Origin of the sequence: Paraburkholderia sp. EG286A (assembly GCF_040965375.1) — a bacterium.
Lineage (GTDB): Bacteria > Pseudomonadota > Gammaproteobacteria > Burkholderiales > Burkholderiaceae > Paraburkholderia.
This window is the reverse complement of sequence record NZ_JBFRCB010000001.1, coordinates 461,492-488,080: the sequence shown is the minus strand read 5'-3', so window position 1 is coordinate 488,080 and position 26,589 is coordinate 461,492. Positions and strand designations below refer to the sequence as shown.

General features: G+C 60.5%; 24 protein-coding genes and 1 pseudogene. 11 read left to right on the top strand and 14 right to left on the bottom strand.

The window, feature by feature from the left end; genetic code table 11:
• The 3 genes from AB4Y35_RS02260 to AB4Y35_RS02250 form a co-directional block, all read right to left on the bottom strand.
• Entirely contained in the window at positions 1 to 1,602 is a 1,602-nt protein-coding gene (locus AB4Y35_RS02260; protein ID WP_368693356.1) for a peptide chain release factor 3, read from the bottom strand.
• A gap of 563 nt (positions 1,603 to 2,165) precedes the next feature.
• On the bottom strand, positions 2,166 to 2,459 hold the full coding sequence (locus AB4Y35_RS02255; protein ID WP_368703172.1) for an H-NS family nucleoid-associated regulatory protein: 294 nt from the start codon (positions 2,457 to 2,459) through the stop codon (positions 2,166 to 2,168).
• Between the two features lie 105 nt (positions 2,460 to 2,564).
• Complete coding sequence (locus AB4Y35_RS02250) at positions 2,565 to 2,792, bottom strand: hypothetical protein (RefSeq protein ID WP_254319783.1); 228 nt, start codon at positions 2,790 to 2,792, stop codon at positions 2,565 to 2,567.
• A gap of 384 nt (positions 2,793 to 3,176) precedes the next feature.
• On the opposite strand from AB4Y35_RS02250, the gene AB4Y35_RS02245 reads away from it, so the two are divergent.
• On the top strand, positions 3,177 to 4,427 hold the full coding sequence (locus tag AB4Y35_RS02245) for a helix-turn-helix transcriptional regulator (RefSeq protein ID WP_368703171.1): 1,251 nt from the start codon (positions 3,177 to 3,179) through the stop codon (positions 4,425 to 4,427).
• Positions 4,428 to 4,443: 16 nt separating this feature from the next.
• On the opposite strand, the gene AB4Y35_RS02240 is transcribed toward AB4Y35_RS02245, so the two are convergent.
• Together AB4Y35_RS02240 and AB4Y35_RS02235 are read right to left on the bottom strand one after the other, a co-directional pair.
• Positions 4,444 to 4,665, bottom strand: coding sequence for a hypothetical protein (locus tag AB4Y35_RS02240; protein WP_342918486.1), 222 nt, complete (start codon positions 4,663 to 4,665; stop codon positions 4,444 to 4,446).
• Between the two features lie 158 nt (positions 4,666 to 4,823).
• Entirely contained in the window at positions 4,824 to 5,432 is a 609-nt protein-coding gene (locus AB4Y35_RS02235) for a BON domain-containing protein (protein WP_368703170.1), read from the bottom strand.
• 203 nt (positions 5,433 to 5,635) lie between these two features.
• On the opposite strand from AB4Y35_RS02235, the gene AB4Y35_RS02230 reads away from it, so the two are divergent.
• The 3 genes from AB4Y35_RS02230 (at position 5,636) to AB4Y35_RS02220 (ending at position 10,193) form a co-directional block, all read left to right on the top strand.
• A complete protein-coding gene (locus tag AB4Y35_RS02230; RefSeq protein ID WP_324159410.1) occupies positions 5,636 to 7,036 on the top strand; it encodes a GntP family permease in 1,401 nt (466 codons plus the stop codon).
• A 666-nt stretch (positions 7,037 to 7,702) separates the two neighbouring features.
• Complete coding sequence (locus tag AB4Y35_RS02225) at positions 7,703 to 8,509, top strand: hypothetical protein (protein WP_368703169.1); 807 nt, start codon at positions 7,703 to 7,705, stop codon at positions 8,507 to 8,509.
• A gap of 580 nt (positions 8,510 to 9,089) precedes the next feature.
• Positions 9,090 to 10,193, top strand: a complete 1,104-nt coding sequence (locus tag AB4Y35_RS02220) for a hypothetical protein (RefSeq protein WP_368703168.1) — start codon at positions 9,090 to 9,092, stop codon at positions 10,191 to 10,193.
• A 505-nt stretch (positions 10,194 to 10,698) separates the two neighbouring features.
• Here AB4Y35_RS02220 and AB4Y35_RS02215 read toward each other — a convergent pair.
• Complete coding sequence (locus AB4Y35_RS02215) at positions 10,699 to 11,073, bottom strand: hypothetical protein (RefSeq protein WP_368703167.1); 375 nt, start codon at positions 11,071 to 11,073, stop codon at positions 10,699 to 10,701.
• 374 nt (positions 11,074 to 11,447) lie between these two features.
• Between AB4Y35_RS02215 and AB4Y35_RS02210 the strand changes: the two genes are divergently transcribed.
• The 4 genes from AB4Y35_RS02210 (at position 11,448) to AB4Y35_RS02195 (ending at position 13,886) form a co-directional block, all read left to right on the top strand.
• Positions 11,448 to 12,143: a glycine zipper 2TM domain-containing protein gene (locus AB4Y35_RS02210; RefSeq protein ID WP_368703166.1), complete on the top strand. Its 696-nt coding sequence runs from the start codon at positions 11,448 to 11,450 to the stop codon at positions 12,141 to 12,143.
• A gap of 14 nt (positions 12,144 to 12,157) precedes the next feature.
• Complete coding sequence (locus tag AB4Y35_RS02205; protein ID WP_368703165.1) at positions 12,158 to 12,499, top strand: H-NS family nucleoid-associated regulatory protein; 342 nt, start codon at positions 12,158 to 12,160, stop codon at positions 12,497 to 12,499.
• Positions 12,500 to 12,711: 212 nt separating this feature from the next.
• The gene (locus AB4Y35_RS02200) at positions 12,712 to 13,179 is read left to right on the top strand and encodes a YbaK/prolyl-tRNA synthetase associated domain-containing protein (protein WP_368703828.1); all 468 of its coding nucleotides are present in this window, start codon (positions 12,712 to 12,714) and stop codon (positions 13,177 to 13,179) included.
• Entirely contained in the window at positions 13,170 to 13,886 is a 717-nt protein-coding gene (locus tag AB4Y35_RS02195; RefSeq protein ID WP_368703164.1) for an HAD family hydrolase, read from the top strand. Before AB4Y35_RS02200 ends, AB4Y35_RS02195 begins: the two co-directional genes overlap by 10 nt.
• On the opposite strand, the pseudogene AB4Y35_RS02190 reads toward AB4Y35_RS02195, so the two are convergent.
• Positions 13,883 to 14,002 (bottom strand): annotated as a pseudogene (locus AB4Y35_RS02190) (L-serine ammonia-lyase, iron-sulfur-dependent, subunit alpha); the annotation flags it as partial. The gene AB4Y35_RS02195 and the pseudogene AB4Y35_RS02190 overlap by 4 nt on opposite strands.
• A gap of 432 nt (positions 14,003 to 14,434) precedes the next feature.
• Between AB4Y35_RS02190 and AB4Y35_RS02185 the strand changes: the two are divergent.
• Positions 14,435 to 14,743, top strand: a complete 309-nt coding sequence (locus AB4Y35_RS02185; protein ID WP_368703163.1) for a hypothetical protein — start codon at positions 14,435 to 14,437, stop codon at positions 14,741 to 14,743.
• Between the two features lie 264 nt (positions 14,744 to 15,007).
• On the opposite strand, the gene AB4Y35_RS02180 is transcribed toward AB4Y35_RS02185, so the two are convergent.
• The 6 genes from AB4Y35_RS02180 to AB4Y35_RS02155 all read right to left on the bottom strand — a co-directional run bounded on the left by AB4Y35_RS02180 (position 15,008) and on the right by AB4Y35_RS02155 (position 22,228).
• The gene (locus AB4Y35_RS02180; RefSeq protein ID WP_368703162.1) at positions 15,008 to 16,018 is read right to left on the bottom strand and encodes a glutamate cyclase domain-containing protein; all 1,011 of its coding nucleotides are present in this window, start codon (positions 16,016 to 16,018) and stop codon (positions 15,008 to 15,010) included.
• Positions 16,019 to 16,021: 3 nt separating this feature from the next.
• Positions 16,022 to 17,338 carry an aminotransferase class I/II-fold pyridoxal phosphate-dependent enzyme gene (locus tag AB4Y35_RS02175; protein WP_368703161.1) on the bottom strand — a complete coding sequence of 439 codons (1,317 nt, stop codon included), beginning with the start codon at positions 17,336 to 17,338 and terminating at the stop codon, positions 16,022 to 16,024.
• 61 nt (positions 17,339 to 17,399) lie between these two features.
• Positions 17,400 to 18,404 carry a glutamate cyclase domain-containing protein gene (locus AB4Y35_RS02170; RefSeq protein ID WP_368703160.1) on the bottom strand — a complete coding sequence of 335 codons (1,005 nt, stop codon included), beginning with the start codon at positions 18,402 to 18,404 and terminating at the stop codon, positions 17,400 to 17,402.
• Positions 18,405 to 18,418: 14 nt separating this feature from the next.
• On the bottom strand, positions 18,419 to 19,804 hold the full coding sequence (locus AB4Y35_RS02165) for an MFS transporter (RefSeq protein WP_368703159.1): 1,386 nt from the start codon (positions 19,802 to 19,804) through the stop codon (positions 18,419 to 18,421).
• 7 nt (positions 19,805 to 19,811) lie between these two features.
• Positions 19,812 to 21,272, bottom strand: coding sequence for an aldehyde dehydrogenase family protein (locus AB4Y35_RS02160; protein WP_368703158.1), 1,461 nt, complete (start codon positions 21,270 to 21,272; stop codon positions 19,812 to 19,814).
• 65 nt (positions 21,273 to 21,337) lie between these two features.
• Positions 21,338 to 22,228, bottom strand: coding sequence for an NAD(P)-dependent oxidoreductase (locus tag AB4Y35_RS02155; protein ID WP_368703157.1), 891 nt, complete (start codon positions 22,226 to 22,228; stop codon positions 21,338 to 21,340).
• A 214-nt stretch (positions 22,229 to 22,442) separates the two neighbouring features.
• Here AB4Y35_RS02155 and AB4Y35_RS02150 point away from each other — a divergent pair, with 214 nt between their 5' ends.
• On the top strand, positions 22,443 to 23,354 hold the full coding sequence (locus tag AB4Y35_RS02150; RefSeq protein ID WP_324159423.1) for a LysR family transcriptional regulator: 912 nt from the start codon (positions 22,443 to 22,445) through the stop codon (positions 23,352 to 23,354).
• Positions 23,355 to 23,528: 174 nt separating this feature from the next.
• Here the strand turns inward: AB4Y35_RS02150 and AB4Y35_RS02145 are convergent, their stop codons facing one another.
• Positions 23,529 to 24,728, bottom strand: coding sequence for a succinylglutamate desuccinylase/aspartoacylase family protein (locus tag AB4Y35_RS02145; protein ID WP_368703156.1), 1,200 nt, complete (start codon positions 24,726 to 24,728; stop codon positions 23,529 to 23,531).
• A gap of 663 nt (positions 24,729 to 25,391) precedes the next feature.
• Here AB4Y35_RS02145 and AB4Y35_RS02140 point away from each other — a divergent pair.
• Positions 25,392 to 26,585 carry a DUF2235 domain-containing protein gene (locus AB4Y35_RS02140; protein WP_368703155.1) on the top strand — a complete coding sequence of 398 codons (1,194 nt, stop codon included), beginning with the start codon at positions 25,392 to 25,394 and terminating at the stop codon, positions 26,583 to 26,585.
• Positions 26,586 to 26,589 lie beyond the last annotated feature (4 nt).

Sequence of the window (26,589 nt, the reverse complement as noted above, 5' to 3'; positions counted from 1 at the left end):
TTACATCGACTTGCGGAACGGCGCGCCCGAATGCTCGCGCAGCTCGTTGAACACGATCTTCGGCCAGGCCTTTTGCGCGACCTCGATTTCGGAGACGTGCGAGGCGAGATAGGTCGGCGCGTTCGACGCGTCGTAGGCCATGCGGGCCTCGTACGAATCGGTGAAGCGGCGCAGCTCGGTGGGATCGTCGCAGGTCACCCAGCGCGAGAGGCGATAGCGCGCGGGCATCAGGCGCACGGCAACCTTGTACTCGGCCGCGAGGCGGTGCGACACCACTTCGAACTGCAGCTGGCCGACCGCGCCCAGAATCGTCGCGCCGCCGTGGATCGGGCGAAACACCTGGATCGCGCCCTCTTCGCCGAGCTGCTTGAGCGCTTCGCCCAGTTGCTTCGCGCGCATCGGATCGACCACTTCGATGGTCTGGAAGATTTCCGGCGCAAAGAACGGCAGACCCGTGAATTGCAGGTCTTCGCCTTCAGTGAGCGTGTCGCCGAGGCTCAGCGTGCCGTGGTTAGGAATACCGATGATGTCGCCAGGATACGCCTCGGCCACGGTCTCGCGGCGCTGCGAGAGGAAGCTCACCACGTTGTTCGCGCGGAAGGTCTTGTTGTTGCGCGTGACCTTCAGTTGCATGCCGCGCTCGAAATGCCCCGAGCACACGCGGATGAACGCCACGCGGTCACGGTGCGCGAGGTCCATGTTGGCCTGCACCTTGAACACGACGCCCGTGAATTTCGTTTCTTCCGGCGAGACCGGACGCTGCACGGCCATACGCGGCGACGGCGGCGGCGCGAGATCGACCAGCGCGTCGAGAATTTCCTTCACGCCGAAGTTGTTGATCGCCGAGCCGAACAGCACCGGCGACTGCTCGCCCGCAAGGAAGGCGTCGCGATCGAAGGTGGGCGTCGCGCCCGTGATCAGCTCGACTTCTTCCTTGGTGCGCTTCCAGTGATAGCCGAAGCGCGCTTCGCCATCGGCTTCGCTGAGGTTCTGCAGCGTTTCCACCGCGCCGCCCAGCGACTCCTGGCCCGCGCGGAACACGCGCACCTGGTCGCGCTGGATGTCGTACACGCCCTGGAACTCCTTGCCCATGCCGATGGGCCAGGTGAACGGCACGGCGGCCACGCCCAGGTGCTGCTCGATTTCGTCGAGCAGGTCGAGCGGCTCGCGCACTTCGCGGTCGAGCTTGTTGATGAACGTGAGAATGGGCGTCTTGCGGCTGCGGCAGACTTCGAGCAGCTTGAGCGTTTGCGCTTCCACGCCGTTCGCGCCGTCGATCACCATCACGGCCGCATCGACGGCCGTGAGCACGCGGTAGGTGTCTTCCGAGAAGTCCTCGTGGCCCGGTGTGTCGAGCAGGTTGATGACGGCGTCGCCGTACTCGAACTGCATGACCGAGCTGGCGACCGAAATGCCGCGCTGCTTTTCGATCTCCATCCAGTCGGAGGTCGCGAAGCGGCCGCTCTTCTTGCCCTTCACGGTACCGGCGATCTGGATCGCACCCGAAAACAGCAGCAGTTTTTCGGTGAGCGTGGTCTTGCCCGCGTCCGGGTGAGAAATGACCGCGAACGTGCGGCGGCGTCTGAGTTCGGCTACTGACATGGATCTGGCGGGTATCACGGATGAATTCGGGCAACCGGGCCGCGCGGCGGGGGTTGCGGCGAGCGCGGCGGCGCTTGCGGGCGCGTTTTCAGGCAACGCTTACGGCGCGTGCGGCGGCAGTGCGCGGACCGCGACGCACGGCAAATAGCACGAGCGATCGGGAATGTCCCGCGGATGCCCGCGCAAAAAAGCGAAAAGGCGCCGGGACCGAATGATACACGGCATTCGCCCCGCCGACTAAAGGTTTGATGGGGTTCGAACGGGTTAGGCGTACGGATCGGCACCGCTTCGACAAAGGTGAGCTTTTACAGGACCTCGATGCGAGCGCACCGTCGACACCTTCGTGCACCCGCCGCACTCGCAGGACGCCCCTCATTTTCGCGAGAATTTCCTTTCGCCTCAGACGTCCACCCGCTGCGTGAACGTCGTGGTCCCGCACGTTGCGGCGTGCCGCTGCGCGCCGCGCGGGGCGTGAGGTGAGCTTTTTCGGGAGGCTTGAAGCGCTGCGGCCGTCACATGGGGTGCTGCGCACCCCATGTGACGGCCTGGCGAGAGTTGGCCCGTTATTCCTTGATGAGGAAGCGTTCGCGGTTCTTGCCCGCCAGCCAGCCCGGTGCCCGGCCACGGCCGCTCCAGGTCTCGCCGGTTTTCGGGTTCATGTAGCGGGCCGGCAGCACCTTCTTGCGCGCGGGGCCTGCACGTCGGCTCGTGAAGCCCAGTTCTTCCGCGGTGATGTCGTACTCCGCGATTTTTTCCTTGATCTCGGCGATCGCCTGGTCAATTTCCTTTTCACGGGCCGCAGCCACTTCCTTGTGAAGCTTCTCCAGCTGGGCGGTCAGTTGCTTGTAGCTCGGCATGAAAACGCATCTCCAGTTCGGTCAAGAGAGTGCCATTGTGACCGGTTTGGAGCCCGTGCGACGATGCAGGCGCGCTTTTTTACAACGCTGCCGCAAACGTTGGCGTTACCGTTCGCGTTGCCGCAGCGATTCGTGCGACAGACGGCTTTCGAGCGCGCGCAGCGCTTCGTTGAGCCGCTTCACGCGCTGCACCTGCGAAGGGACGAGGTTCTCGCTGGAAACCGACTCGAGCCGGCCGCGCCAATAAGAGAGCGGAATACGGTCGCGCCCCGAGAGCCGCCCGATGATGTGTTCGAGATGCTCTATGTCCTTTTCGAGTTGGTGATGATTCATCGCTGCCCCCGGTAATGACAAGTTTTATCGAGCGCGCACAAATAGCGCGCACTCACTTTCGTCGCATCGCCGATTTTCCGCACGCTGCGGATAATCGGTCAGTTTGGTAATCGCGCCGGCTGACCGTGCAAAATGCACGCCGCAGCGGATTGACGGCTTTTGTTCGTACTGTCAGACCAGAATAAGGCCAGCGCGCCCGGCTATCCGTTGGATACCGCACGGAATCTCAAAGGCCGCTCGTCCACGCTGACGGTTGTATCCGCATCCATATCGGAAGGCAGATTAACGGGGGCTATTGCGTCTGTATATTCCTCAATTGTGGAACGCTATGCGGAGCGCATTTTGCCGCCGACGGCTTTTCACAATACGAACAACGAGAATGGCGTGAAAACAAACGAATCACAATACGATCGCCTGCTGCATCTTGTTTACGACACACTCGATAATCCTTGCGCCTGGAAGGATTTTTGCGCGCAATTGCGCGAAGCGATTGGGGTGGCGTCGATTCATCTGTATGCCTTTGACCGGCAGCGCGATCTATTTTCCTGGAGCGACGGTTTCGCACTTGCCGGCGCGGAACCGCTGGAGCGCATTCGGCCGCTGTACCGCGACGACACGCGTCTGGCATGGCTGCGCGCTTACCCGCCGGGCAAGTGGCTGCATTGCGGCATCGAGCTCGACTGCGCGGACGGCGACTGTGCAGCCGGGTTCGAGCTCTGCCCGCTCGAGGAAGGCCATCGCTGCGCGGCGCTGTGCAAGCTGATCGAACAGAACGGGCTCGCCGTCATGCTCGCGTGCCGCGCGCACGCCGAGGCTGGGCCGCTCGCGGGCGAGCACCGCGAGTTGCTCGAGCGGCTCACGCCGCACCTCGTGCGCGCGGTGCGCCTGTATCTGCGCCGCTTTGCCTTGAACGCCGACACGCTTGCAAACCGCTCACGTCCGCCAGCGATGCTCGTGAGCGCGCTGGGCGAGGTGCTCCATAGCAACGAGGCCGCACAGCGGCTCCTGAAGGCGACCTCGCTCGTGCGGGTGCGCGGCCGGCGCATCACGCTCGCGGCGCCCCATCACGCGCGCCTGCTCGAGGACATCGCCGTGAGCGAGGCGCGCCTGCGTAACCGCATGAGCGGCGCGCGCGCGGCGGCGGCGCGCTTTCGCGCGTTGCGTATCGTCGGCGCCGCCGACGGCACGCTCGCGCCGGATGCGCCTGACGCTGCGGCCGCAACGGACCCGCACGGCCAGACCCATAGCGGGCGGGGCCGCGCACAGGCCCCGGCGAGCCAGCAGGAGGTGCTCTACGCGTTCTATCACGTGGTGACGGCCGACGACGCCTCGGCCCCGGAATTGCGCGCCTTCGCGGCGCTGACCTTCTACCACCCGCGCTCCGCGCCGCTGGTCGACGAGCGGGTGCTCGCCACGGCCTTCGATCTCTCGCCGGCCGAATGCCGTATTGCGCTGCTGCTCGCGGAAGGTCTCACGCAAAAGGAAATCGCCGCGCACGTCGGCGTGCAGCACGACACCGTGCGCAAACAATTGCAATCGATCTTTCAGAAGACGGCGACGCGCCGCCAGCCCGACCTGCTGCGCCTGTTGCTGAATCTGCCGGCGCGCGGCACGGGCGCCGCCGCCGAAGGCTGAGCGGCGCGCGACAGGCTTATTGGGCCTTGCGGCAGGCGAACACGAGGGTGTAGTTGCCGTTGTCGGTCGAGGTCGCGACGGTGTCGTAGCCTGCGCCGGCGCAACGGGCACGCGCCTGCTGCGCGCAGGAATCGCGATCGCCCGAGGCCGGGCATTGCACCTGGATCGTCGGTCGGCCGTCCGACAGGAACAGCGGCGGCCCGCTGCTGCATGCAGACAGCCCCGCGATCAAGGACAACGCGCACGCCGCGAACGGCAATCTGCGCAAACGGAACAACGACGAACCAGGACGAGTCATTTGGAGCACCCCAACGGGCTTCTAGTTTTTCGACGTTGCGATTGTGCCATGCCGCGAGCCATGTGCGATGCATCGCCGCGAGCGCCAGCTGTGCGCGCTCAGGGCGCCGTCGAAAGCGTCTTGTACGGCAGCGCGCCGCGTGGGTCCGAACTCACGCGTACGAAGACCTGCTCGACGTCGGGAATCGCGGCGAGCCTGCGCTCGAGCGCTGCGCTGTCGAAGCCCGGACCCACGCAGCCTTCCGCGTAAACGAAACGGCGCTGCACCGTGATCCAGATGCTCGTGCCCACAAACAGGGCATCGCCTTGCAGTTGCTGGCGAATCGCCGCTGCAATGTCCGCGTCGTAAAGATACGAGTTCGGCTTCGAGCACTTGTGCGCGAGCCAGCAGGTCGTGCCGCGCTCCACGCGATAGTGGGCGTCGTCGTCGGCTTCGGCTTTCGTCATGCGCGGGCCGAGCGGCTGCGGGCAGGCGCTGATCGCGTTCGACAGCGCGAAAAACGGGTCGTTGTACCAGTTCTTGCGCTGGGTGTCCGGTGCGTTCTCTGCCTTTGAGGCGGGCGCGGAGGCGCCGGCCTGCGCTTGCGCGAGCGCCGCGCCCGCCCAAATGCCCGCGAAAACGCCCGCGCAAACAAGCGCCGTTGCGAGCCGCGCTATCGTCACGCCCGCGTGCCGCGCACCTGGGCCGCCCTTACCGTTTGCACTCATCGACTGTCACCTCACCGGCTCACTCCGGCTCGCTCTTCTGCGCAACGATAGGACCGCGCGGCCACGCTCGCAATAACGAGATAAATCCTTTCGTTACAATCGCTGCGACGCACCACCGCCTCGCCGCATGAAGAGACGCAACTAAAGCCCTCGCCCACGCAGCAAGCTGAATCGCGCACCACGATCGATCCGCAGGAGACTCCATGTCGTTTGTTATCGTTCTCGCCGCCCTCGCGTTCCTCATGCTTGCCGCGTACCGCGGCTACAGCGTGATTCTCTTCGCGCCCATCGCCGCGCTCGCCGCGGTCCTCCTCACCGAACCCGCCGCCGTCGCGCCCGTCTTTTCGGGCATCTTCATGGAAAAGATGGTGGGCTTCGTGAAGCTCTACTTTCCCGTGTTCCTGCTCGGCGCGGTATTTGGCAAGGTGATCGAACTATCGGGATTTTCCGAGGCGATCGTGCACGCCGCCATCCGCTATATCGGCCGCTCGCGCGCCAACGCCGTGATCGTCGCCGTGTGCGCGCTGCTCACTTACGGCGGCGTGTCGCTCTTCGTGGTGGTGTTCGCCGTCTACCCGTTCGCAGCCGAGCTCTATCGCCAGAGCGATATTCCGAAGCGCCTCATGCCGGGCGCCATCGCACTCGGAGCCTTTTCGTTCACGATGGATTCGCTGCCCGGCACGCCGCAGATCCAGAACATCATTCCCACCACCTTCTTCAAGACCACCGCGTGGGCCGCGCCCGCGCTTGGCGTGATCGGATCGCTTTTCATCATCGTGGTGGGCCTCTCGTACCTCGAATGGCGCCGCCGCGGTGCGATGTCGAAAGGCGAAGGCTACGGCACCTCGCTCGTGAACGAGCCGGAACACGTGAAGACCGAACACCTGCCCAACCCGCTGCTCGCCGTCGCGCCGCTCGTGCTCGTGGGCGTGGCGAACTTCCTGCTCACGCACTGGATTCCCGTCTGGTACGGCGACACCGTGACCGTCCCGCCCGAAGTGTTGCCCGGCATTCATACGCCGGTCACGGCCACCGTCAAGCAGGTCGTGGCGATCTGGGCGGTTCAGGGCGCGCTGCTCGCGGGCATCGTGCTCGTGATCGTCACGGCGTTCGGCCGCGTGAAAGACCGCTTCGCGAACGGCACGAAGGCGGCCGTGGCCGGGGCGCTGCTGGCCTCGATGAATACCGCCTCGGAATACGGCTTCGGCGGGGTGATTGCGGCGCTGCCCGGGTTCATCGTCGTGAGCGATGCGCTCAAGAGCATTCCGAATCCGCTCGTGAACGCCGCCGTGTCGGTGAGTGCGCTCGCGGGTATCACGGGGTCGGCCTCGGGCGGCATGAGCATCGCGCTCGCGGCCATGTCGGATCTGTTCATCAAGAGCGCGCAGGCGGCGCATATTCCGATGGAAGTGCTGCACCGCGTGGTGGCCATGGCCAGCGGCGGCATGGACACGCTGCCGCACAACGGCGCGGTCATCACGCTGCTCGCGGTCACGGGGCTCACGCACCGCGAGTCGTATCGGGACATCTTTGCGGTGACGGTGATCAAGACGTTGGCCGTCTTCTTCGTGATCGCCGTGTACTATGCGACGGGGATTGTTTGATGTGGGGGGCTCGTAGCGACCTCTACGTAACGAAACACCCCAAATTCACAAAAAGGCGCAACCCCATGATTGCGAGCTAAGCGGCATTCGCTGTTCTCGCCGGTTGCTCGTTGGTCGGACGCCGACTGAAGCGACGTTCCACACAGTCAGCAGACATTCTGACTCAGCGACGCAGTAGCAACTTCAGCCAAATGCCGCCGTAAAATATATATGCGCCGCGCATTGAATTTGACTAACCGCTGCCCTAGGCTTTACCCATATATTGAAGGTTGACAGGTACCTCTCCTGCATCGTGAGTTCGTTGTCGCGTGTAGTGAATCAAGACGAATCGGCGACCTATGGACAGCTGCTTCCAGCACATACTTTCGATACTCCGTCAGTAGCGCCCTAGCGCGCGCTTTCCGACCCTGTGCGTGCGTTTGTATCTATCGACACCGCATAGAGGCTGGACGATTGTGTTCGCCCGTTTTGAGGTCAATCCAAAGCTGGGACGTCGAATAGAGCTACATACGAAGCCCGCTGCCGCTCTTCAATCTCCCGATGCGCAGCTTTGCAATTTCTCCGGCCAACCTGTTGCGCCATGGGTGCGTGGCATTCGGGTCGCTGCCCACCGCGGCTCGAACCGCTCCCCCCACAGGAACACGCTTCAGCTCTTCGGAGGTCGTCATGAACAACCTGGTTGTACTCATCAAGCGAATATTCCAGGCATCGGCAATCGTAACGGTGCTGGCAACGGCATTTGCCGGTTGTGGGGGAGGCGATAGTGGGGCTGCGACTGATGCGGCAGTGGCCCATAGTTCTGCACTGCCAGCGGGCTCTGGCAATTCGCACGTGATTCCGCACAATGCGGCGTACCGTGGCAGGACGTATAGTCAGTGGGAGGTCTCGTTCTGGCAGTGGGCGCTAGCCCTGCCCCTGAGTCCGCTGCCTCATCCTTTCAACGACTGTACCAACCGCCCCATCTCGGCTGGGCAAAGCGGTAACGTCTGGTATTGGTCCGCCCCAGACCAACCAAATGAGATTTGCAATCAAACAGCGACGATGATTCCGCCCGGGACCTCTATCTTTCTTTCCACGCTGGATATAGAGGCATCCTCTCTGGACGACCCGACCACACCGTTTCATCAAACCACACCGGAACTCCAGCTAGCGGTTGCTCAGCAGTTCGCTAACTATATCCAGGACTTGTTCGTTAGTATCGACGACGTCTCCGTCGCAAACGTGACTGCCTATCGGACGACAACCAACCAGTTCACCTTTACCGCTCCCACACCATGGGTTTTCTACCCAACGGGTACAGGCGGAACCGGCACCGCCGTGGGCGACGGGTATTTCTTGATGCTCGAGCCGCTGCCTCCCGGCTCCCATAAGATTCACTACGGGGGAAAATTCCATATCCCGGCGGGTGTGTTCGGGCCAGACCCAGTGGACGTCATCAAGGACACAACGCTCCTGATTACAGTCGGGTCCTAGCGTGCACATGCATGGTGCGTAGCGGGGCTCTCGTATGCGGAAACGCTATTGCAGGTTTACTTGCTCAAGACATCAATCCTTCACACGGTCGATAGTTCCTCACTCTACTACGCACAACAACGTCGAATCGATCGGAAGAACTTTCGCGGTTCGACGGTGCTCACCCTTGCTTCTCTATGAAACTGGCACCTTTGAATGCGCATTCATTGCGGCTCTCCATCATTTGATGGAGGCGAATCGCAGTTCAAGGCAATATAGTCTGCGTGGGGCACGCGATATCGGCTGCCCCTTCTCTGGGGCAATCACGAACCCCTCTCGCCGATGCTCGAAATTGATTGACGTTACAACACAACAATCACGTCTCCTTCGCGCGAAAGTTCATCACCCTAGAGTCCGAGAACTATCTTAAAAATAGAAAACGCACTGATTTCTACGCTTATAGAGACGATCGTCCGTCACCAAATCGGTGTCGCGTCGGTTCGTTACCCGGTCTTTCCGCTCGCGCGGCGCCGCACCCCCGGCAATCGCATACGTAGCATCGTTCATCATTTTACGCAGTCCTCTATAAATGGAGTGGCACATGAAAACACGTCCTTCTTTAGTCCTGCGTCTGGGCCTGCTTTTTCGCAAACCGTCGACAATCCATCGCCACCTCTTCCGCTCTATCTTAATTCCCACATTGCTCGGGATAGGCGCGCTATCGGCGAGCCCGCCTTCGCGTGCGCAGCAACTTTTCATCGGCGATACCGCTCCCAGTGCGAATACGGTCCAGGAGTTCAATGGTTCGAGCGGCGCATACCGTGGTGTCTTTGTGCCGTCGGGAGCTGCAGGGCTGTCCGGCCCTATGGGTATGATTTATACGAACGGCGAGCTTGTGGTCGTCAACCAGAACGTGAACACTCCGTACAACGGCGAGATTTTCAGGTTTGATGGCAAAACAGGGACGTTCATCGGAAAGCTTGTCTCGTCGAGTGACGCCAATGCCCCTTACGCGCCACGCGGCATTGTGCGCGGGGGACCTGACGACGCCTTCTATGTCGCCGATATTGGCAGTGATTGCACCAGCCAAGGCAACATCAAGGTATACAACGACGCAGGAGCGTTTCTTGGCAATCTGGACCGGTCCAAATTTACTGGCGGGTTCTTCCCACGTGGCTTAGTGTTCGGACCAGACGGTCTGCTGTACGTTTCGGTGTTTGCGTGCCCTACCGCGCTCAACCGGGATTTGCTTGCCGGCTACGTCTTGCGATTCAACGCGAGCACGAAAGCATTCGTCGATGTGTTCGCGTCCAATCAAACCGTTCCTGACCTGCATCGCCCCGAGGGGTTGGTCTTTGACAAGGACGGCAACCTATGGATAACGAGCTTTCAAGGCAGCTCTAGCGATAGCGACAAGATTCTGAAGCTGAATGGCAAGACTGGCGCCCTTCTCGACGAACTCGTGCTGTCGACACCGCCTGCGCCGCGGGCCTACGCGCAGGCAATCCTCTTCGGTCCTGGAGACAGGCTATACATCCCGATTTCGGGCGGAGACCCCACGACGGGGGGGCAACTGCGCCGCTGCAACGTCAAGACAAAGGCTTGTGACATCGCTTCGCCGGCAGGCACCCCACTGCAAGCTCCCTACTATTTAATCTTCAAGAACTCGGACCCGGCGACACTCGGCTATGGGGGGAATGACTAGCCACAGGACGGTACTTGTTTGACGAAGGGCTTCCTGTTCAGGGGCCCCTGCTTACAGCGCGGGTCCTTTGCCTCCCACGGCTTTGGGTGACTTGCATCGCTGTGTTAGCGCCAGTCGTTCGGCGTAAGTCGAACGACTGGACTACTCTCTGACCGCAATGAACCTAGCGCAGTGCGAGGCGAGTACTCTCGACCCGAAGTGATAGTCAAACATCCTGGCCAGCAGGCCCGCGGTGTCCCAGTGCTTCATGTAAGCAAAGCGCCATTCCCGCTCGTCGTGAAAGCCTTGGTGCTTGGTGTAAAGCGAGAGCACGAGGAAGCGTTCAAACAGCCCCCGCTTCAACTCCGCACCAGTCCAACGGTTCTGGGCTAAAAGCTTGCAAAAGATATCGAAAATTTTGTCAGCCAGGCCAATCCGCGTGGCATAGTCTGCGTCTTCTACTCCTCGCGCCCTAACGCTTCGATGCTCTCCATGCAGGCCTTGAACCCGTGGTTATCGTCCAGCTTCATCTGCTTGAGGTCCGCCAAAACGGCCTCGAATCGTTCTTTCCGGCTGTCTCTCTTGACGTCTGCGATTTTCTGCCGCATCTCCGTAATGCACCGAACGCTTTGTCGCTTCGGGGTGCCCCCTTGATGATTGCTTCAACAACGTCTTCGACGCGGCCCAATTGCTGCCCGTAGCTGACTTCACTCACAATCGCCCGCTCGGCGGCCGGATTCCTGGAATTTTTCTCATTGATTACGAGCCCGTTGAACGTCCAGGGATTTATAGATTGCTGAAGGTGCTTAGGCGCGTAGCAAAAGGAGTCAGCAATCTCTTTCATCCAGACGAGGAAAAACATAGGCCAGACGCCTCCGTTTTCCGATTTCATTGAAGTCATGAAACCTCCTCCGTCGTTGTAGACCGTACAGGTGTGCTTGAGGGGCCAACGCAGTCCTCAGTCCGAGAGGCACCGCAATAATGCAGAGGCGGATTTTCGTGCCTCTTGTCGGCTTCGAGTATTTGAAACGCCTGAATAGCGGGAAACTGTTCGGAAGCGCACACTCGACGGGCGCCGTTGGAAATGCATTCGCGCGACCTTAAAAACTCAGCCTGACCCAAGGCTGTCCTTGACTCTTTAACGGTCCACCCTCGAAGACGCTTTCCCTCGAACCTTCCGTAGAGCACTACAACTGCTTACAAATCTCACACTAGCCTGGTGCACCGCTGTGTCGATTGCGGCGTTCTTGCTGACACATCTCAACGGAGCGCGACATGAGCACCAATCTGACTTCCAGTTCGCAGCAGCGTAGTCGCATTCACCCTTTGGTTGCTGGCGCAGCCGTGGCGGTCATCTTGGCCAGCGCTACAGGTATCGCTGCGATGACCGGCGTGCTTCCGACATCCCGAGCTGTGACTGCTCCTCCGACGCAAGCTATTCCGGTCGCTGCAGAAATCGCGAGCGCACCGGTCGCTTCACTGCAATCGAACGCGGACCAGCGCGTGACGCGGGAGGAAACGCCTGCCCAGCCGCGCGTCCATCATCACCATAGTGTGTCAATTGAGCAGTCCCCAAGGTATGCGAACAACGACACATATCAATCGTCGGCACAGCCGGCTCCGAGACCAGTCGCCATTGACCCGACCGCCGGCGAAGTCGTCGCCATCAATACGGTCCAGGAACCCGAGCCGACGACGGGTCTCGGGGCCGTAGGCGGGGCAGTCGCCGGCGGGTTGTTGGGAAATCAGGTCGGCGGAGGTCGCGGTCGCGTTTTGGCAACGATTGCCGGCGCCGTCGGCGGTGGCCTTGCAGGCAATGGCATTGAGCATGCTGTTCGCAAGGCGACAAGTTACCAGGTGCAGGTGAGAATGCAGGACGGTAGCTACCGGAACTTCAACTATTCAACGCAGCCACCGGTCCAGGTCGGTGAGCGCGTTCATGTCTCGGGCGACTCCCTGAGCGCGTCGTAATCAGACTCCAAAACATGCGAGCCTTTAGCCGTTCTGTTAAGGACTTGCTAAGCTGCAGATATCTTCGGCGCAGGATGGCTGAACTCGGAATCAAGCCTGACGACATTGCCGCTTCTATCGCCGCGGACCAAGAACGACTGCGCGCAACGCGCTATCGGGACGCTGCTGGCCATGCTTGGGACGGCAAAGGAGCCCCGCCCCAGTGGGTTGTTCAAGCGACGGCGGCGGGGCAATCACTACAGCGTTTTGAAATTAGCGAACGTGCTAAGCCAAGACCAACCAACAAGCCTGTAGTGGACTGGAGCGACGACCCTTTTGCTGGCACGCGTCTGGCCAAATACGCCGCTGGCACCTGAGCTCCCGTGTTCGCTGGGCAGTTCGGAATCGACTCAGGCTGCGACTAGGACATCGCCCTGCACCTCTACCGCGTCTTTGCCACACGAGAGGCTCAATCTGCATGGAGTGCGTCGAGCGACGCGCCAGCCACGTCGGTTTATAGGAGGTGTGGAGACACACCTCCGTCCGCGCTGGCTATGAAATCTGCGAGAATAGTCGGACCATGCCGACTATGTACGAGAAGCTACTCGCCCTCCTCGATAAGGAAGGCGCCAAATATCGAATTATTCAGCATCCGGCTGAAGGACGCTCTGACCTCGTCGCCGCCATCCGCGGGACGGCTCCCGGGCAAGGGGCAAAGGCGATGCTGTGCAAGACCAAAGACGATGCTCGGAGTCTGATACTCGCCATCCTTCCTGGTAACCAGAAGCTCGACTTCAAGAAAGTCGCCAACGCCGTTCAGGTCAAGAAAGCCACGCTCGCTTCTGCAGACGAAGCCGAGCGCGAGACTGGATGCGTCATCGGAGCGATTCCCCCCTTTTCGTTCTCTCCGAACATTAAGCTGGTCGTCGACCCCGGACTCGTAACCAGCTTCGATGAAATCGCGTTCAATGCTGGACGACTGGACACGTCGATAGTGCTCGCCTCGTCCGATTACTTGCGCATCGCGCAACCGCTGCTTGAGCCACTATGCGCCTAGGCAAAATATCTGCCATTTCGCTCGATCTCGATGACACGTTGTGGTCGTTCGCAGATACGCTCAAGCACGCCGAGGAAACGCTGCATTTGTGGCTCCTCGAGCATGCACCCAGAACCGCGAGTGTGCTTCCCACGAGTATTGCTCTTTCCGAACTGCGAAATGACTATGAGCGCTCGCACCCTGAGCTAGTCGGCGATTTCCGAGCGCTGCGTATCGGCTCCATCAGCCTCGCGTTAGAACTGGCAAATGAAGACCTGCAGCTAAGCGAACTAGCCTACGACGTATTCTTTGCCGCACGCCAGAAGGTGACGTTCTTTGAAGACGTGATGCCCGCGTTACAGTGGCTCAGTGCGAGGTTTCCTCTTGTGGCAGTGAGCAACGGCAATGCCGACCTTCGACTGACTGGCGGCAGCGAATTTTTCCGCGCGACCTTGAGTGCTGCGGCAGTAGGTGTTGCGAAGCCAGATGCCGCGATATTCCACCTTGCAGCGCGCGCTGCCGGGACAGCACCAGCAGAAATGCTGCACGTCGGTGACGACTATCAACTCGATGTCGAAGGGGCCTTGAATGCGGGACTTCAGGCGGCTTGGCTCGTTCGCGGCGCAACGGCAGTGCTGCCTCCAGCAACTGCCGCCGGGAAGAACGCGCACCTGACTATCAACGAGTTGACTACCCTTTGCCGGGCACTTGGCGCCCCGTCAATCTAGCACTCGATGATATTCACGGCGAGACCGCCTCTTGCGGTCTCCTTGTACCTGGTTTTCATGTCAGCGCCCGTTTGCATCATTGTCTTGATGACAGAGTCCAGCGAGACATAGTGCTTGCTGCCCCTGCTCCCCAGACCGCTCCGCTCTGTGCCGCTGTCACCACGTTGCCAGCATCACAATCCGTGAGCATCACCAGAATGCCTGGACCCCATGCAGCCACCCATCGCAAGCGTCCGTTGCCTCCGCTGTGGAGTTTCTGAAGTTCCCCATCACTGACCGATGTGTCGATTACGCGACGCCACGAGCATAATCACCAAATTGCTTCAGTGCTTCTGTCGTGCATCGATTGTCAGTCCCATACGTAGATTTCACCTTCTGAAGACAAAGAGTCGGGTGGCTAATCCGGGCGTGGGCGCCAGCAACTAGACGACGCCGCTCAGGTATAAATGTTGCTCATCATTCACATGCGGACGCTAGACGTTCGACGCGGAAGTCGTTAGGCTGGAAGTACTTTGTGAACAGTCTGACCCACGTCAAGGAGCTGGCACATGGAAGTGAGCATCGATGCGCTTGTCGACCTGCTGCGCGAAGTCGAAGCAGAGGACCCCATTGACTACGCGGACCTGCCGTTTGGTGAACAGGAACTACGACGCCTCGTCATGAGTTCACTTGTCGAGCGGCACCACGCGGTGGAATCCGCGATGGCTGAATCGGACGTGCATGCGATGTACCTGCTCAGCACCGCAAAGCTCGTTCTTGAAAATACAGTGCTTCACGCTCGCCTACTTGTACTTCAAGGACAACAAGTGGACGTTCAATCGCTCTTGGCGCCGTTTACCCTCAAAGGCAAAAAGTAGGCACCAATGGTGTGACAGCTGGGTCGTTTGCTCAATCTACTCTTTCGCGACCGTGGCCCGCAGCGGAATCTTCGCTTCAGCTCGACTTCGACATGTTTGGTCAGAGGTTGATGCGGTCGCCGCAGATGTCCTCGAACTCTATCCATCGACGACGACCGCAGTAAGACATCCAAACGCCATCCATTGGAGTGTCATCCCCTCACGAGTGCAAGAATGGCTCATGAAAACGGAGCCAATCTATCGTGACAATCAGACCCGCTATACTCAGTTGAACGCGGGTGAAATAATCGTCGAAATGAGTTGCGCAACTGCGAGATGCGTTGCCTCCGGGATACCGTCGACGTTACCGTCGACTACATTCGCCACGGAATTGATGAGACCCACGTCGACGCCTCGGCGCAGCAACGCGGCCTCCATCAATGGGGTATGTGCAAGCGATGCCTTCCTGCATCGCGCTGCATATGCCCCTGCGATTGCGTAACAACCCCAGTTCGAACATGCAGCAGTGACAAGTACGTCAGTTCCCGTCACTGCGCCAATGCCAGCGCTGCCATCGGGGCGCCTGTCGCCGAACTTCACGTAGGTTTTGACTGCTTCAGCGACAACGCCCATACCGATTTCATTGCCACCATCACCAACCGCAACGGTCGGGACTCTCCGCTCGATGCACTCGTCGAACAGATAGTCGATACGGGCTCGGCCCATGCCATAGTCAATGCCTCGCATGCTGCAGTAGATACCATCGACATTGCGGCCAACACGCTCAGTCGAAAAGAACAGCGCAGGCTTGTACTTCTCGATGAGCGTAGGCGAGACTGCTTTCGCCTGGGCGTCATCGACCGGGAAGGCTTCGACACAAACGACAGCGAGACTTCCGTCATCGCGTGCATTCTTCGCCTGCTCGTACGGCAGGACGGTCAACCCTGCAGTGGTGAGAATCGCCGCGGTAGTTTCAATCAGCGTGTCCTCCGCAAATGTGATGCACAGCGCGTTCTTCGACAACGCCAACGCACGAACGACTGCGGCAAGGCCAGCAGGTCCGTCGTTCTCGCCAATGGACGGCGAAATCCACGCACGAGAAACGGAGCCAGTCGTGACAAATACGTTGGCCTTCTCCGGGATGCTCAAAAGAGCATCTGCGGCAGCACCGACGAGAGAGCCGCCTTGACGCTCACGCGCGGCACGATACAGGTGCTCCACACCACGTCCGCCGAGGTCGAGCGAGACCAGCGCGTCGAGACGGTCGTCGATTTGACTGAATTCTTTATTTGCCATTTTTCACTTACCGAGAATCAGTTGCGCGATTGCATCGCGGTCGTGAACTACCGCCGCGACCTTGTCGAGTGCCTGCATCACCGCGGAGACGACTGCATCGAATCCGCCGGTCCGACCGAGAGCGTCGAGCGTCGGCTTGAGGCGCAACGAGACGCGGGCCCCTGGTTGACCGTGCGTATTGACGGTGAGGATGCCGTGGTCCTCCAGGAGGGCCATGCCGAGCGCCGAGGTCGCCTCACAGGGTACGACGGCAGGCTTCTCGCTTTCACGTCCGGCAATCCTCAGGAGGACCCGAAGCACAGCATCTTCTTCGACCATCGGCCCAAGGTCGCTGCGCTGAACGAGGTCGGCGCCCATCTTCCGCGCTAGCGCTTCAGCCAGTTTCTGGCCCGCAGCGGACTCCTGACGCAGGTCTTCCGGCTGATACTTCTGCAAGGAGCGCAGCACCGCGGCTGCGATAGGGGCACGCGCCTCCATTCCGAATTCCGCGCCCTGTGCGGCAGCAGCGGTGACGAGTTCCGCACGGCCGACGAGCACGCCAGCTCGCGGCCCGGACAATCCCGCCTTGTCGCAATTCGTCACGGCGATGTCTGCGCCGAGTTGCAGGCTCAAGCGGCCGCCGTGAAGTACCGTGCGCAGACGCGCACCATAGGCTTCGTCGAGGAAGACCTTCGCGCCTAGCGCGCGAGCGTACTGAGCAACTTCGAGTGTAACGTGGTCCTCGAGGCGTTCAAGGCTACTGGTGACCGTGGTGATGACGACCAGCGCCGGACGCCGTGCTTCGATAACCTTAAGCCATTCGTTGTCACCCTGCACTTCATGGACGGGGACGCCGGCAATCTTCGCGCCGCGCACAACCGACGCGTGCGAACGACCCTTTGGCGGGACGACCGACACGACAGGCCTGCCGTCCGCAAGTGCGGCAATGGTGGCGATTATGCCGGCGCTGGTGCGATTGAATATCGCGACGGCGTCGTCACCACGGGCGCCCATGTGCCCGATGGCTACCTGGCGCAGCTCCTCAGCTTCCAGGCCGGGACCGACCCACTCTTCGCACAGGGTCGCGATGTCCTCGGCTCGAATCGGGAAATCGCGCTGGTTTCCGGTAAATACGCCGATTGATTCAGCGCCGAGCATCTTGACGCGCCGCGCAGCAACCGCCTGACCGTGACGCAAACGCAATGCTTCATCGATGCTGGAGCGAATGATGGTGCCGCGCGCGAATCCCACGGTCGGGTCAATCGGATTTCCAAAGCTGTCGGTCTTGACCGGCACATTTGTCGAAGGCTCATTCGCCTTCTTTTCTTTGACGTCACTCATTTCATACACCTTGTCAGGTCAAAAAGGGGCTGCGAGAGGCTGACTCGATATCCCGTTTCTTTCAGATGGAAACGGTGACGATGCTTCTGAGGAGCTCGACAAAGGACGTATGTCCCTCCCAGTTGATGCCATCGACTGCAACCTCCGCCTTCGATGTAGCGCCGTCTCGGGCACCTGCGTCGACCGTTGCTTTTATGAGCGTGTGCTCGAGCCGCGGCGTATGCAGCACATCCACGTCCTTGCGAATGGAAGCAAGCGCGGCCGCAATCCCGTAGGCCCCCCAGTTCGAAACTGAAGCACTGACAACGACGTCGGTTGCCGTCACCGTCACGACGCCGGACGCATGGCCGGCAAGCGACTTGCCCCCAAGCGGATGAACTGCGGTAATCGCATCGCGCACTGCGCCGAAGCCCACTTCATTACCGCCGTCGCCTATCCCAACACTCAGCACACCGCATTTGCGCGCCAGGTCGGCAAGCAGATACACGTGGCCGACATCTTCCGGGTTGCGGCAATCACCGCGCACACCGTGGAAGAAGCCCTCCTTGTTGGGACCGTCACGCTCGACGAACACCACAGCGGCCGGACGGTATTCCTCCATCAGCGCGCCGGCAATTTGCACTCCGCGCTCGAGTCCCAAAGGAAACGTGACGACGGAGACCGCACGCTGGTTGCCCCGCTCCACCAGCTCTGCGTTGATGACATCGGCGACAGCCGCCACTGGCGCTGCATGCGCGTCTTCCGTCACGAGGACAACCCGCACGCCAAATGCGAGAATCAGCGCGCGCGCCAACACCGCCGCCCCGACCGGACCATCCGTCTCTCCTTGCGGCAGCTTGGGAGCCACACCTGCTCCGGTCGCAATGAAGACAGTGTCACCACGATTCAAGATGTCAGTGAGGCGCCGGGCAGCGAGCGAGCTGAGCGGCTCCCCGTGGTGCGCGCGGCAGACTTCGTACATTGGCACGACGAAACCTGCCGGCAGACCTCCGTTGAGCGGACGAATCTCCACCGTCATCAGGCGGTCGATTCGCTCGCCGGTCAGCTTTTCGTTTGTCCTGGTCATTGCTGTTCTCAGACTCAACGGTCAATCGGGTCGCGATACGTTTCCTTCACGAGGAACACGCAAACCAGCGTAATGATGGCTGCGACGACCACGTACCAGGAGACCGCCATTGAATTCCCCGTCGAGGACACGAGCCACGCAGCAATCAGCGGAGTCGGCGCACTCGAAACAATCCCGGAAAGCTGATACGCGGTAGACGACCCGCTGAATCGATAACGTGTCGGATATTGCTCGGCGTAAATGACGCCATGCAGCGAGCCCGTCGAAGCGTGACCAATGCCGAGACCGAGTACGAGAGCAATGGTGATGAGGACCGGGTTCGCGGTGTTCAGCAACCAGAACATGGGAAACGCATAGACCGCGAAGAAGATGGCGCCGAAGCCATACACGACCTTTCGCCCCACCTTGTCCGACAGCCAACCGAACACGGGTTGCATCACGAGATCGACGGCGGCCGCAATCAGCAAACCAGTCGATGCAACGCTACGCGGGAGATGAAGCGTACCCGTGATATACGTCAGTGCGTAGACTGTAATCAGGAAGTAGCCGACATTGGCTGCCGTCTGGAAGAAGACCATGATGAGGGTCTTTTTCTTTTCGTTTTGCCAGACTTCAAGCAGCGGCGCACGCGAGACGGTACCCGAAGCCTTGACCTTCTCGAAGCTCGGCGGTTCACTGACCTGAAGCCGGATGTACATACCAATGCAAAGGAGTGCCAGGCTGAAAATGAACGGCAATCTCCAGCCCCATGCAAAGAACTGCTGGTCGGGAAGTGCCGAAACCAAAGCAAAGGCGCCAGTCGAAACCAGCAGCCCTGCCGGAACGCCCATCTGCATCGTCGCGCCGAACAGGCCACGCCGACCTTCGGGCGCATGCTCGACAGACATAAGCGCAGCACCTCCCCATTCACCACCGAGTGCGAAGCCTTGCACGACGCGCAGAGCGATGAGCAATCCAGGGCTCCAGTACCCCACCGCGTTATAGGACGGAAGGAAGCCAATCGCTGCGGTGCACAGCCCCATGACCAGCAGCGTGAAAACCAGCATTTTTTTGCGGCCCAACCGGTCACCGAAGTGACCAATCACCATGCCGCCCAGAGGGCGAAGGATGAACGCCACGGCAAACGAGGCCATGGAGGCCAGCGTCGCCAGCTCGGGAGTCAGTTCGTTAAAGAAGACTTTCGGAAAGACCAGTGCGGCTGCGGTCCCATAGAGGAAGTAGTCGTACCATTCAACCGTCGTTCCGATGAACGAGCTCAACGCCGCTCGTGTCGACGTCGAGCGCATCTCACCATGCGCTACGGCCGCGGATGCTGCCAGATTTGCATTCATCATCTCACTCCAAACCTGCATGTAGTCATGGGTATGGGCGGCCCGGTCAATCGCCGGGCCGTCTTTCACGTCCCGTTTAGACGTTGATGGTCACGCTCTTGCGCGAGGTATAGGCTTCGAGCGCGCCTTCGATGGAATACTCCGCGCCGATGCCGCTCTGCTTTGCACCGCCGTAGGACATGCCCGGAATCTGACCGCCTGCACGATTGACCTGGAGCCAGCCGGCGTCGATTTGCCCGGTCGCCTTCAGCGCCTTCGTGATGTCGTTCGTGAACACATAAGCGGCGAGCCCATACACCGTATCGTTCGCCCAGCGGACGACTTCGTCTTCGTCCGACCAGGGGATCGCCACCAGAACCGGTCCAAACACCTCTTCGCGCGCGACACGCCAACTATTGTCGACGCCAGCAAAGATGACGGGTTCGGGGAAGAAGCCCTTCGCGTCCTCGACCGTCGGCGGCAGCGAGCCAGTCAGCACCTTGGCACCTGCATCGATGGCTTCCTTGATGAACGCACGCACTTCCGAATACCGTTCGGCATTGATGATTGCGCCAATGTCGCTGGATTCGTCGAGCGAATCGCCAATCTTCAGCTCTTTGACCTTCGCGACGAGCTTTGTCATGACCGCATCCCACACGTCCTTGTGAACATAGAGACGTGAACCCGCAGTGCACGACTGACCCTGGCGCGCGAAGCGCATCGCGTTGATGATGCCGGCCACCGTGGCATCGATGTAATCCGGCGTCGCAGCATCCGGATAAACGATACAAGGGCTTTTGCCACCCAGTTCGAGCGTCGCATGTCCGATGCGGTCGGCGACAGCGTGGCCGACTAGCTTGCCGACCTCCAGCGAACCCGTAAACGACACCTTGGCCACGTTTGGATGCGCAGCAAGAGGCGCTCCAGCTTCGATGCCGGTACCCGTCACGACGTTGAACACGCCCGCGGGAAACAGGCCGGTAGCCAGTTCCGCAATCTTGATGACGGCCAGTGGCGCATCTTCAGCGGGCTTGAGCACCAGCGTGTTACCCGTGCCGAGTGCCATACCGATTTTCACAGCCGCCAGGACCACAGGCGAATTCCACGGGATGATGGCGCCAACGACGCCCAGGGGCTCACGCGTCGAATAGCTGAAAAGGCCAGGGCCAAGCGGCAGGGTTTCCCCCTTCTGCTCGGCAATAACGCCGCCGTAGTAACGAAGCACTTCAGCCGCGCCCAGTACTTCCGGACGGCTCTGCGTGCGCAGGGCGTTACCGCTTTCCGCTGCAAGCACGCGAGCGATTTCCTCGGCGTTCGCGGTCACGCGATTGCCCAGTTCTGTGAGCAACGCTCCGCGCGCACGCGAAGCCAGGCGACGCCACTTCGGGAACGCGGCTGCCGCGGCGGCGACCGCCGCCTTGACATCGTCGGCGTCGCTCGCACCAATGGTGGCGAGCTTCTCGCGACGCGACGGATTTTCGACGTCGAGCGTTTTGCCCTTGGCGGGGGCACGCCATTCGTTGTTGATGAGCAGACCAGTAATGCCAGCCTTCGGCACGACGACTTCAGCGGTGAGGTTATCGGTACGGGAATTCACAATGTGTCCTTCGATGGTCCGTTTGGTTACTGGGCAGCAGGCAGGCTGAGACGCACGCCGAGCAGCTCTTCGTAGATTTCATTCACGCTGGTGGAGTCCTTGCCTCCGAGGCCCTTCGCACGAGCCGCGTTGTACGTCTGCAGCACGAGCTGACCAAGTGGCATCGGCAGATTCGAGAACTCGTCGAGGCAGAGCTTGATGTCCTTGTGCATCAGGTCGATGGCGAAGTTCGCGGGACGCTCTGCCGTGAAGAGTGTCTTCGGCAGGTAGTCGAGCATCTTGCTGCCCGCAAGGCCCGCAGTCAGCACATCGCACAGCACGTCGAGCTTCGCGCCGGCCTTGACGCTCGCGGTGAGCACCTCGCCGAGTGCGACCGTATTGATGGCCGTGAGGAGGTTGTGGCTGAGCTTCGTCAGTTGCCCCGCACCAATATCGCCGCAGTGCACGACACGGCCAGCGAGGACGTCGAATACCGGCTTCAGCTTTTCAAGCACGTCCGCTGTGCCACCGACCATGAGCACCAGCTTGCCGTTCTCTGCGCCGAGCACGCCGCCGCTTACGGGCGAATCGACGAATGCAACCTTTCGCTGCGCCGCCGCCGCCGCGATTTCCTTGGTCGTCGCAGGGTCGACGGTGCTGAAGTCAACGATGATTGCGCCTTCCGCCGCCGTCTTCAGCACGCCTTCGGTGCCGGTTACCGCATCACGAAGCGTCTTCGGGCTCGGAAGGCTCAGGAGGATGCGTTCGGCGTCGATTGCCGCATCCGCGGGGCTCTTTGTGGCGACCGCACCCTTGGCTGCCAGCGCTTCCACGGCAGCATGGCTGGGGTCAAACACGCGCACCTGGTGGCCAGCTGCGACCAGTCGGCCCGCCATGCGACCACCCATGCGACCGACACCGATAAATGCAACCTTCATTTCGACTTCCTCCGACGGGGTTCGTATTGAAAAACGGGCACGCCGCACAACGCCATGATTTACAAGGGTTTTCCCTATGACCAAGCTTGTTTGACTGCCTGTGATGTGACTATAGGAAGACAAAAACAGGAAAAAAAGACGACACTTTTTGACGCTATACGAAAGTTTTTATTACCATTTGAGCGTTCCGACCCAGACCCAAGTAGAGATGCCGATGCTCAATCTCAGCCGCCTCCGACTGCTCCACGAGTTGTCCGTTTTGGGGACGATTTCTGCGGTGGCCGACGCCGTACACCTGACGCGCCCTGCCGTCTCCCAGCAGTTGGCGCAACTCGAAGATGAGCTTGAGACCGTGTTAATCGAACGCTCTGGACGCGGAGTGCAACTCACGCCCGCCGGTAGGCGCCTGGTCGCGCGAGCGACTGAACTCTTTGAGATGGTCGAGAAAATCGAAGCGGAAGTCGCAGCCGCGAACGTAGAAGTCAGTGGGGAGATTCGAATGTCCGCATTCGGGTCACTGGCCAGCAGCGTGGTCCCGCAGGCGATAAAAATACTCCTGGAGGCGCACCCTCAACTCCATGTGAAGTTCACCGAACTGGAGCCATCTGAAGGGCTTCGCGCTGCCGCCGCGAAGCAGACTGATATCGCGATTGTTGATGACCTGGTGAGCGCAGAAGCACTCGCAAACGTCCTCGACTTCCAGCCCTTGTGTGTCGACCACTTCGACGCGGTGGTCGCGTCGGGCCACAAGTTGTCGGGACGAAAGGCTATCCAACTTTCTGACCTCGCCCATGAGCGTTGGGCTTTGAACCAATCTGCAGCGACGTATCACACGTTTCTCATGAACGCATGCATTGCCGCGGGCTTTACGCCAAAGGTTATGTACAGCAGCCGCAACACCGCTGTCACTCTGGAAATGGTGAGAATCGGAGGCGCGGTGGCCGTGCTGCCCCGGTTAGGCCTGCAAAAGGTCGAGGTGGATAAGGACTTTTCAGTCCTACCGATTGAGCCCGTTCTCAATAGACGTGTCTTTACGGCGCTGCCGAAGGGGACTGCGAAGCGTCCCGCCGTTGCGGCGGTCCTGGACGCACTAGTTCTCGCGTCCAGTGATGCCATGCAAAATTGAAGGCACCAGCATCAAACTGTCTGGATTTTATGAGGCACGGGAATATGCACTTTTGGTCTCACCTTCAGCTGGCGAAACAACTTGAGTTTTTCTTTCTCCGGAAACGCAAGCTGCAGCGTGGCCATATCATCTGAAACAAGGGCGGCAAACCCGTGCCGCCCTGCCCGACCCGATTCATTCGGAAAAGTCCTCCGGATTCTCCTTTGCCGCGCTCTGATAAAGAACCATCAAGAGAGGAATTCTGGGCTCTGCCGTGGCGTCGCTTCGTCGTGCCGTCACCTCGCCCGCGACTTCGGTCGTATACTCCGCGACCAATTCGCCAAAGGTATTGCGCTGGATTGCCACTTTCTGGCCCGCCTTGACCTTGTCATTCACCTTGACCAGCAGTTCGACGAATCCACCGTGCGTCGACATGACTGTGTGGCCGCTGTTGCCAACGATGGTCCCCACGTCTCGCCCAGTGCGCCCCATCGGACCCGATACGACGTTGTAGCGCTTAAGCACGTTCATCGTGCCCTCGACGAACGACGGAATCATGTCGAAATCGAAAGCGCGCGCAGATCCGATCTCGGGCGTGATTGCGGGAATCCCCACATTGATGAATGCATTTGCAAGCAGCGTGGGATAGGCGGGGTTGTCGAAGATCTGCTTGATCGGAAAAAGCTCCGCCATGGCTCGCGCCTCCGGCAATTCCATTCTGGCGAGAATGAAGGACGTCACGTCCATGCCGGTCGTGCCCGTATGAAAATCGAGTGCGTAGTCGGTGTTCGGCCTCAACAGCCGGTTGAACAGCAGTCCCGCATGCCGGCTCGGCGCGCTGGCGCCATTCTCGTTGCCCGGCCATTCGCGGTTGATGTCGATGAGGCCGATACCAAGTGCGGAATTGGGCCATCTGCGCTCCATGGCTTCGAGCGCGGGGCGCGATACGTCGAGAACTGCCAGCACGGTGCCTGACATCTGCGCGGGATCGAGCTGGCTTATCACGCCGTGGATGGTATGCACGGGGCTCATTTCGTCGCCATGCACCCCACTGATCAGCGCGACGCGCTTGCCCGGCCTCGCACCGTGGACAACGATAACCGACACATACCAGTCCTGACCCGTCGGCATTTGCACGCCCTGAAAGTAGAACTTGTGTGTCTTGCCGCGCTCGAGGTCGCCGACGTCGAGCGCGCTGATGACTTTCTTTCCCTGGATCACATCGCCGGTATAAACCGTCCCCGTCCCTTGCCGGCCCCCGGCGGTCGGCGCATTGGCGCCTTGGGCACTTGCGGCCTCGCTTTGCGTGACCAACGCGGATGTTGCGCCGACCAGCGCAACGGCCTTCTTCATGAAGGCGCGACGAGCGACAACATCTTCCGATTCGTTTTGCATGATAGCGAGGTCCTGACGTTGTGGGGGAGATCAGTCAACGGCACCTCACGGGTTACCGGTTACCGCGAATGGCATTGCTTTTCCTGCCAGCATCGAATGCAACCACACTGGCCATGGGCGCCGCTACATTCGCTGGAGAGGACGACGCCAAATGCCGGCTACGCTGGAGGCCACCAGGCACTCTGTGGGGACTCGTACCGCCGCCGAGTACGGAGACTGTCGGTCAATTCAGAACATCTGTTAACGTCTACATTCGTTTCCGACGAGTTACTTCGACCAGGCATCCTGCCCAGCCTCTCGAAGCTCGCGGCCAAAACCGCGCCCCCGCCTTTCGCACGTCTCCGAGCGCGCGTCGACATGCATTCTCCCCCCAAGCGCGAAAGCTTGCTTCCCCCACGCGAAAGCCCCTATAGAGCAGTTCAGTTGACCCGCCGGGGCCTCTGCGGCCCACTTCAGCACTACTGCCACCTTGTCATACGTGCGTCATCGCACACTCCCGACCTCGCAATCCGGAACACAGAAGCTATATTTGTAGATCAGACGTTTGCCACGCGCAGCGCACGCGATGCCGCATTGGTTGGGTTACCGCACCAGGACGATACTCAGGATAGCGAACAAACGTTCCGTAGATAGCGACTGGATTGCGTGTGTGAGGAGCCAGCGATGTCCAAAACGATAGTCTTTTGCGCAGACGGCACGTGGAACGGCCCCGAAGATCCGGCAGGAAAAGGCGATGGCGTCGCGCCGGACGCCGCGGCCGGGTGTCAGCCGGGACTGACCAACGTATGCAAGCTTTTCGCGTGGCTCGACGGAAACATGCTGCCCGAAGGCACCGACTGGGGCGGCGTCGAGATGGAAAAGGCGCTTGCCGACGCCAACGCCAACGGCACACCCGTACAAATCGCGAAATACATTCACGGGGTCGGGAATTCCGGGCAACTGCTCGATAAAGTCGCCGGCGGCGCGTTTGGCGTCGGCGTCGTCGCCCGCATCGCGCGTGGCTATACGTATATTTCGCGCAATTTCGAGCCGGGCGACAGCATCGTGATCGTCGGTTTTAGCCGCGGCGCGTACACCGCACGAGCCCTTGCCGGACTGATTGCGGGACAGGGCCTGCTTCGGCCAGAGCTCGCCGCGATCGACGATCAGAATCGTTACGACACCGCCGTGGCGGCCTGGTATCGATGGAGACACGGCCACGAAACGACGTTCCAGAAGATCGCAGACGGCGTGATGGAGTTCTTGACGATCCATCGCGCCTTCTCCAAAGCGAAGCCTTTGGACGCCAACTCGTTTGTGAACGCAAAAGTCACCGCAGTGGCAGTTTGGGACACGGTCGGTTCGCTCGGCATTCCCATCTACTATGAGGGTTCCGCCATCGATCTGTTCCGGTTCTGCGATCTGACGCTCAACCCGGCCATTGGCCTCGGCGTGCACGCCGTCTCGCTCGACGAGCAACGCAGGCCGTTCGAACCGACGCTGTGGAATCCCAACCCGAACGTGACGCAAGCGCTCTTTCCGGGCGGTCATTGCGATGTCGGCGGCGGCTATGCCGATCACGGCCTCTCCGACGGCCCGCTGGTCTGGATCGTGGACAGATTGCAGCACACGGATGTGGGATTGAAGTTCGCCCTTCATCCGCCCGTTGCGGTCCAGTCCAATCCCCTGGGGCCGCGGCATCGCGAATGGGTGGCGGACGCTGTCTGGCTGGCCGCGGGCGTGGGCGCGCGGGCCTTCCCGGCAGGCATGGTCGTCAACGACAACATACGGCAGCGGATGAACGGCCAACCCGAAGATCTTTTTGGGGCTAACGGCCAGCAGCCCAACTACTCACCGGGTAACTTGCCAGCACGCTAAGCGG

Coding starts and splice junctions, on each gene's coding strand:
- AB4Y35_RS02260 (WP_368693356.1), bottom strand. CDS start 1,602: ATGTCAGTAGCCGAACTCAGACGCCGCCGCACGTTCGCGGTCATTTCT.
- AB4Y35_RS02255 (WP_368703172.1), bottom strand. CDS start 2,459: ATGCCGAGCTACAAGCAACTGACCGCCCAGCTGGAGAAGCTTCACAAG.
- AB4Y35_RS02250 (WP_254319783.1), bottom strand. CDS start 2,792: ATGAATCATCACCAACTCGAAAAGGACATAGAGCATCTCGAACACATC.
- AB4Y35_RS02235 (WP_368703170.1), bottom strand. CDS start 5,432: ATGAGTGCAAACGGTAAGGGCGGCCCAGGTGCGCGGCACGCGGGCGTG.
- AB4Y35_RS02230 (WP_324159410.1), top strand. CDS start 5,636: ATGTCGTTTGTTATCGTTCTCGCCGCCCTCGCGTTCCTCATGCTTGCC.
- AB4Y35_RS02225 (WP_368703169.1), top strand. CDS start 7,703: ATGAACAACCTGGTTGTACTCATCAAGCGAATATTCCAGGCATCGGCA.
- AB4Y35_RS02220 (WP_368703168.1), top strand. CDS start 9,090: ATGAAAACACGTCCTTCTTTAGTCCTGCGTCTGGGCCTGCTTTTTCGC.
- AB4Y35_RS02215 (WP_368703167.1), bottom strand. CDS start 11,073: ATGACTTCAATGAAATCGGAAAACGGAGGCGTCTGGCCTATGTTTTTC.
- AB4Y35_RS02210 (WP_368703166.1), top strand. CDS start 11,448: ATGAGCACCAATCTGACTTCCAGTTCGCAGCAGCGTAGTCGCATTCAC.
- AB4Y35_RS02205 (WP_368703165.1), top strand. CDS start 12,158: ATGCGAGCCTTTAGCCGTTCTGTTAAGGACTTGCTAAGCTGCAGATAT.
- AB4Y35_RS02200 (WP_368703828.1), top strand. CDS start 12,712: ATGTACGAGAAGCTACTCGCCCTCCTCGATAAGGAAGGCGCCAAATAT.
- AB4Y35_RS02195 (WP_368703164.1), top strand. CDS start 13,170: ATGCGCCTAGGCAAAATATCTGCCATTTCGCTCGATCTCGATGACACG.
- AB4Y35_RS02185 (WP_368703163.1), top strand. CDS start 14,435: ATGGAAGTGAGCATCGATGCGCTTGTCGACCTGCTGCGCGAAGTCGAA.
- AB4Y35_RS02180 (WP_368703162.1), bottom strand. CDS start 16,018: ATGGCAAATAAAGAATTCAGTCAAATCGACGACCGTCTCGACGCGCTG.
- AB4Y35_RS02175 (WP_368703161.1), bottom strand. CDS start 17,338: ATGAGTGACGTCAAAGAAAAGAAGGCGAATGAGCCTTCGACAAATGTG.
- AB4Y35_RS02170 (WP_368703160.1), bottom strand. CDS start 18,404: ATGACCAGGACAAACGAAAAGCTGACCGGCGAGCGAATCGACCGCCTG.
- AB4Y35_RS02155 (WP_368703157.1), bottom strand. CDS start 22,228: ATGAAGGTTGCATTTATCGGTGTCGGTCGCATGGGTGGTCGCATGGCG.
- AB4Y35_RS02150 (WP_324159423.1), top strand. CDS start 22,443: ATGCTCAATCTCAGCCGCCTCCGACTGCTCCACGAGTTGTCCGTTTTG.
- AB4Y35_RS02145 (WP_368703156.1), bottom strand. CDS start 24,728: ATGCAAAACGAATCGGAAGATGTTGTCGCTCGTCGCGCCTTCATGAAG.
- AB4Y35_RS02140 (WP_368703155.1), top strand. CDS start 25,392: ATGTCCAAAACGATAGTCTTTTGCGCAGACGGCACGTGGAACGGCCCC.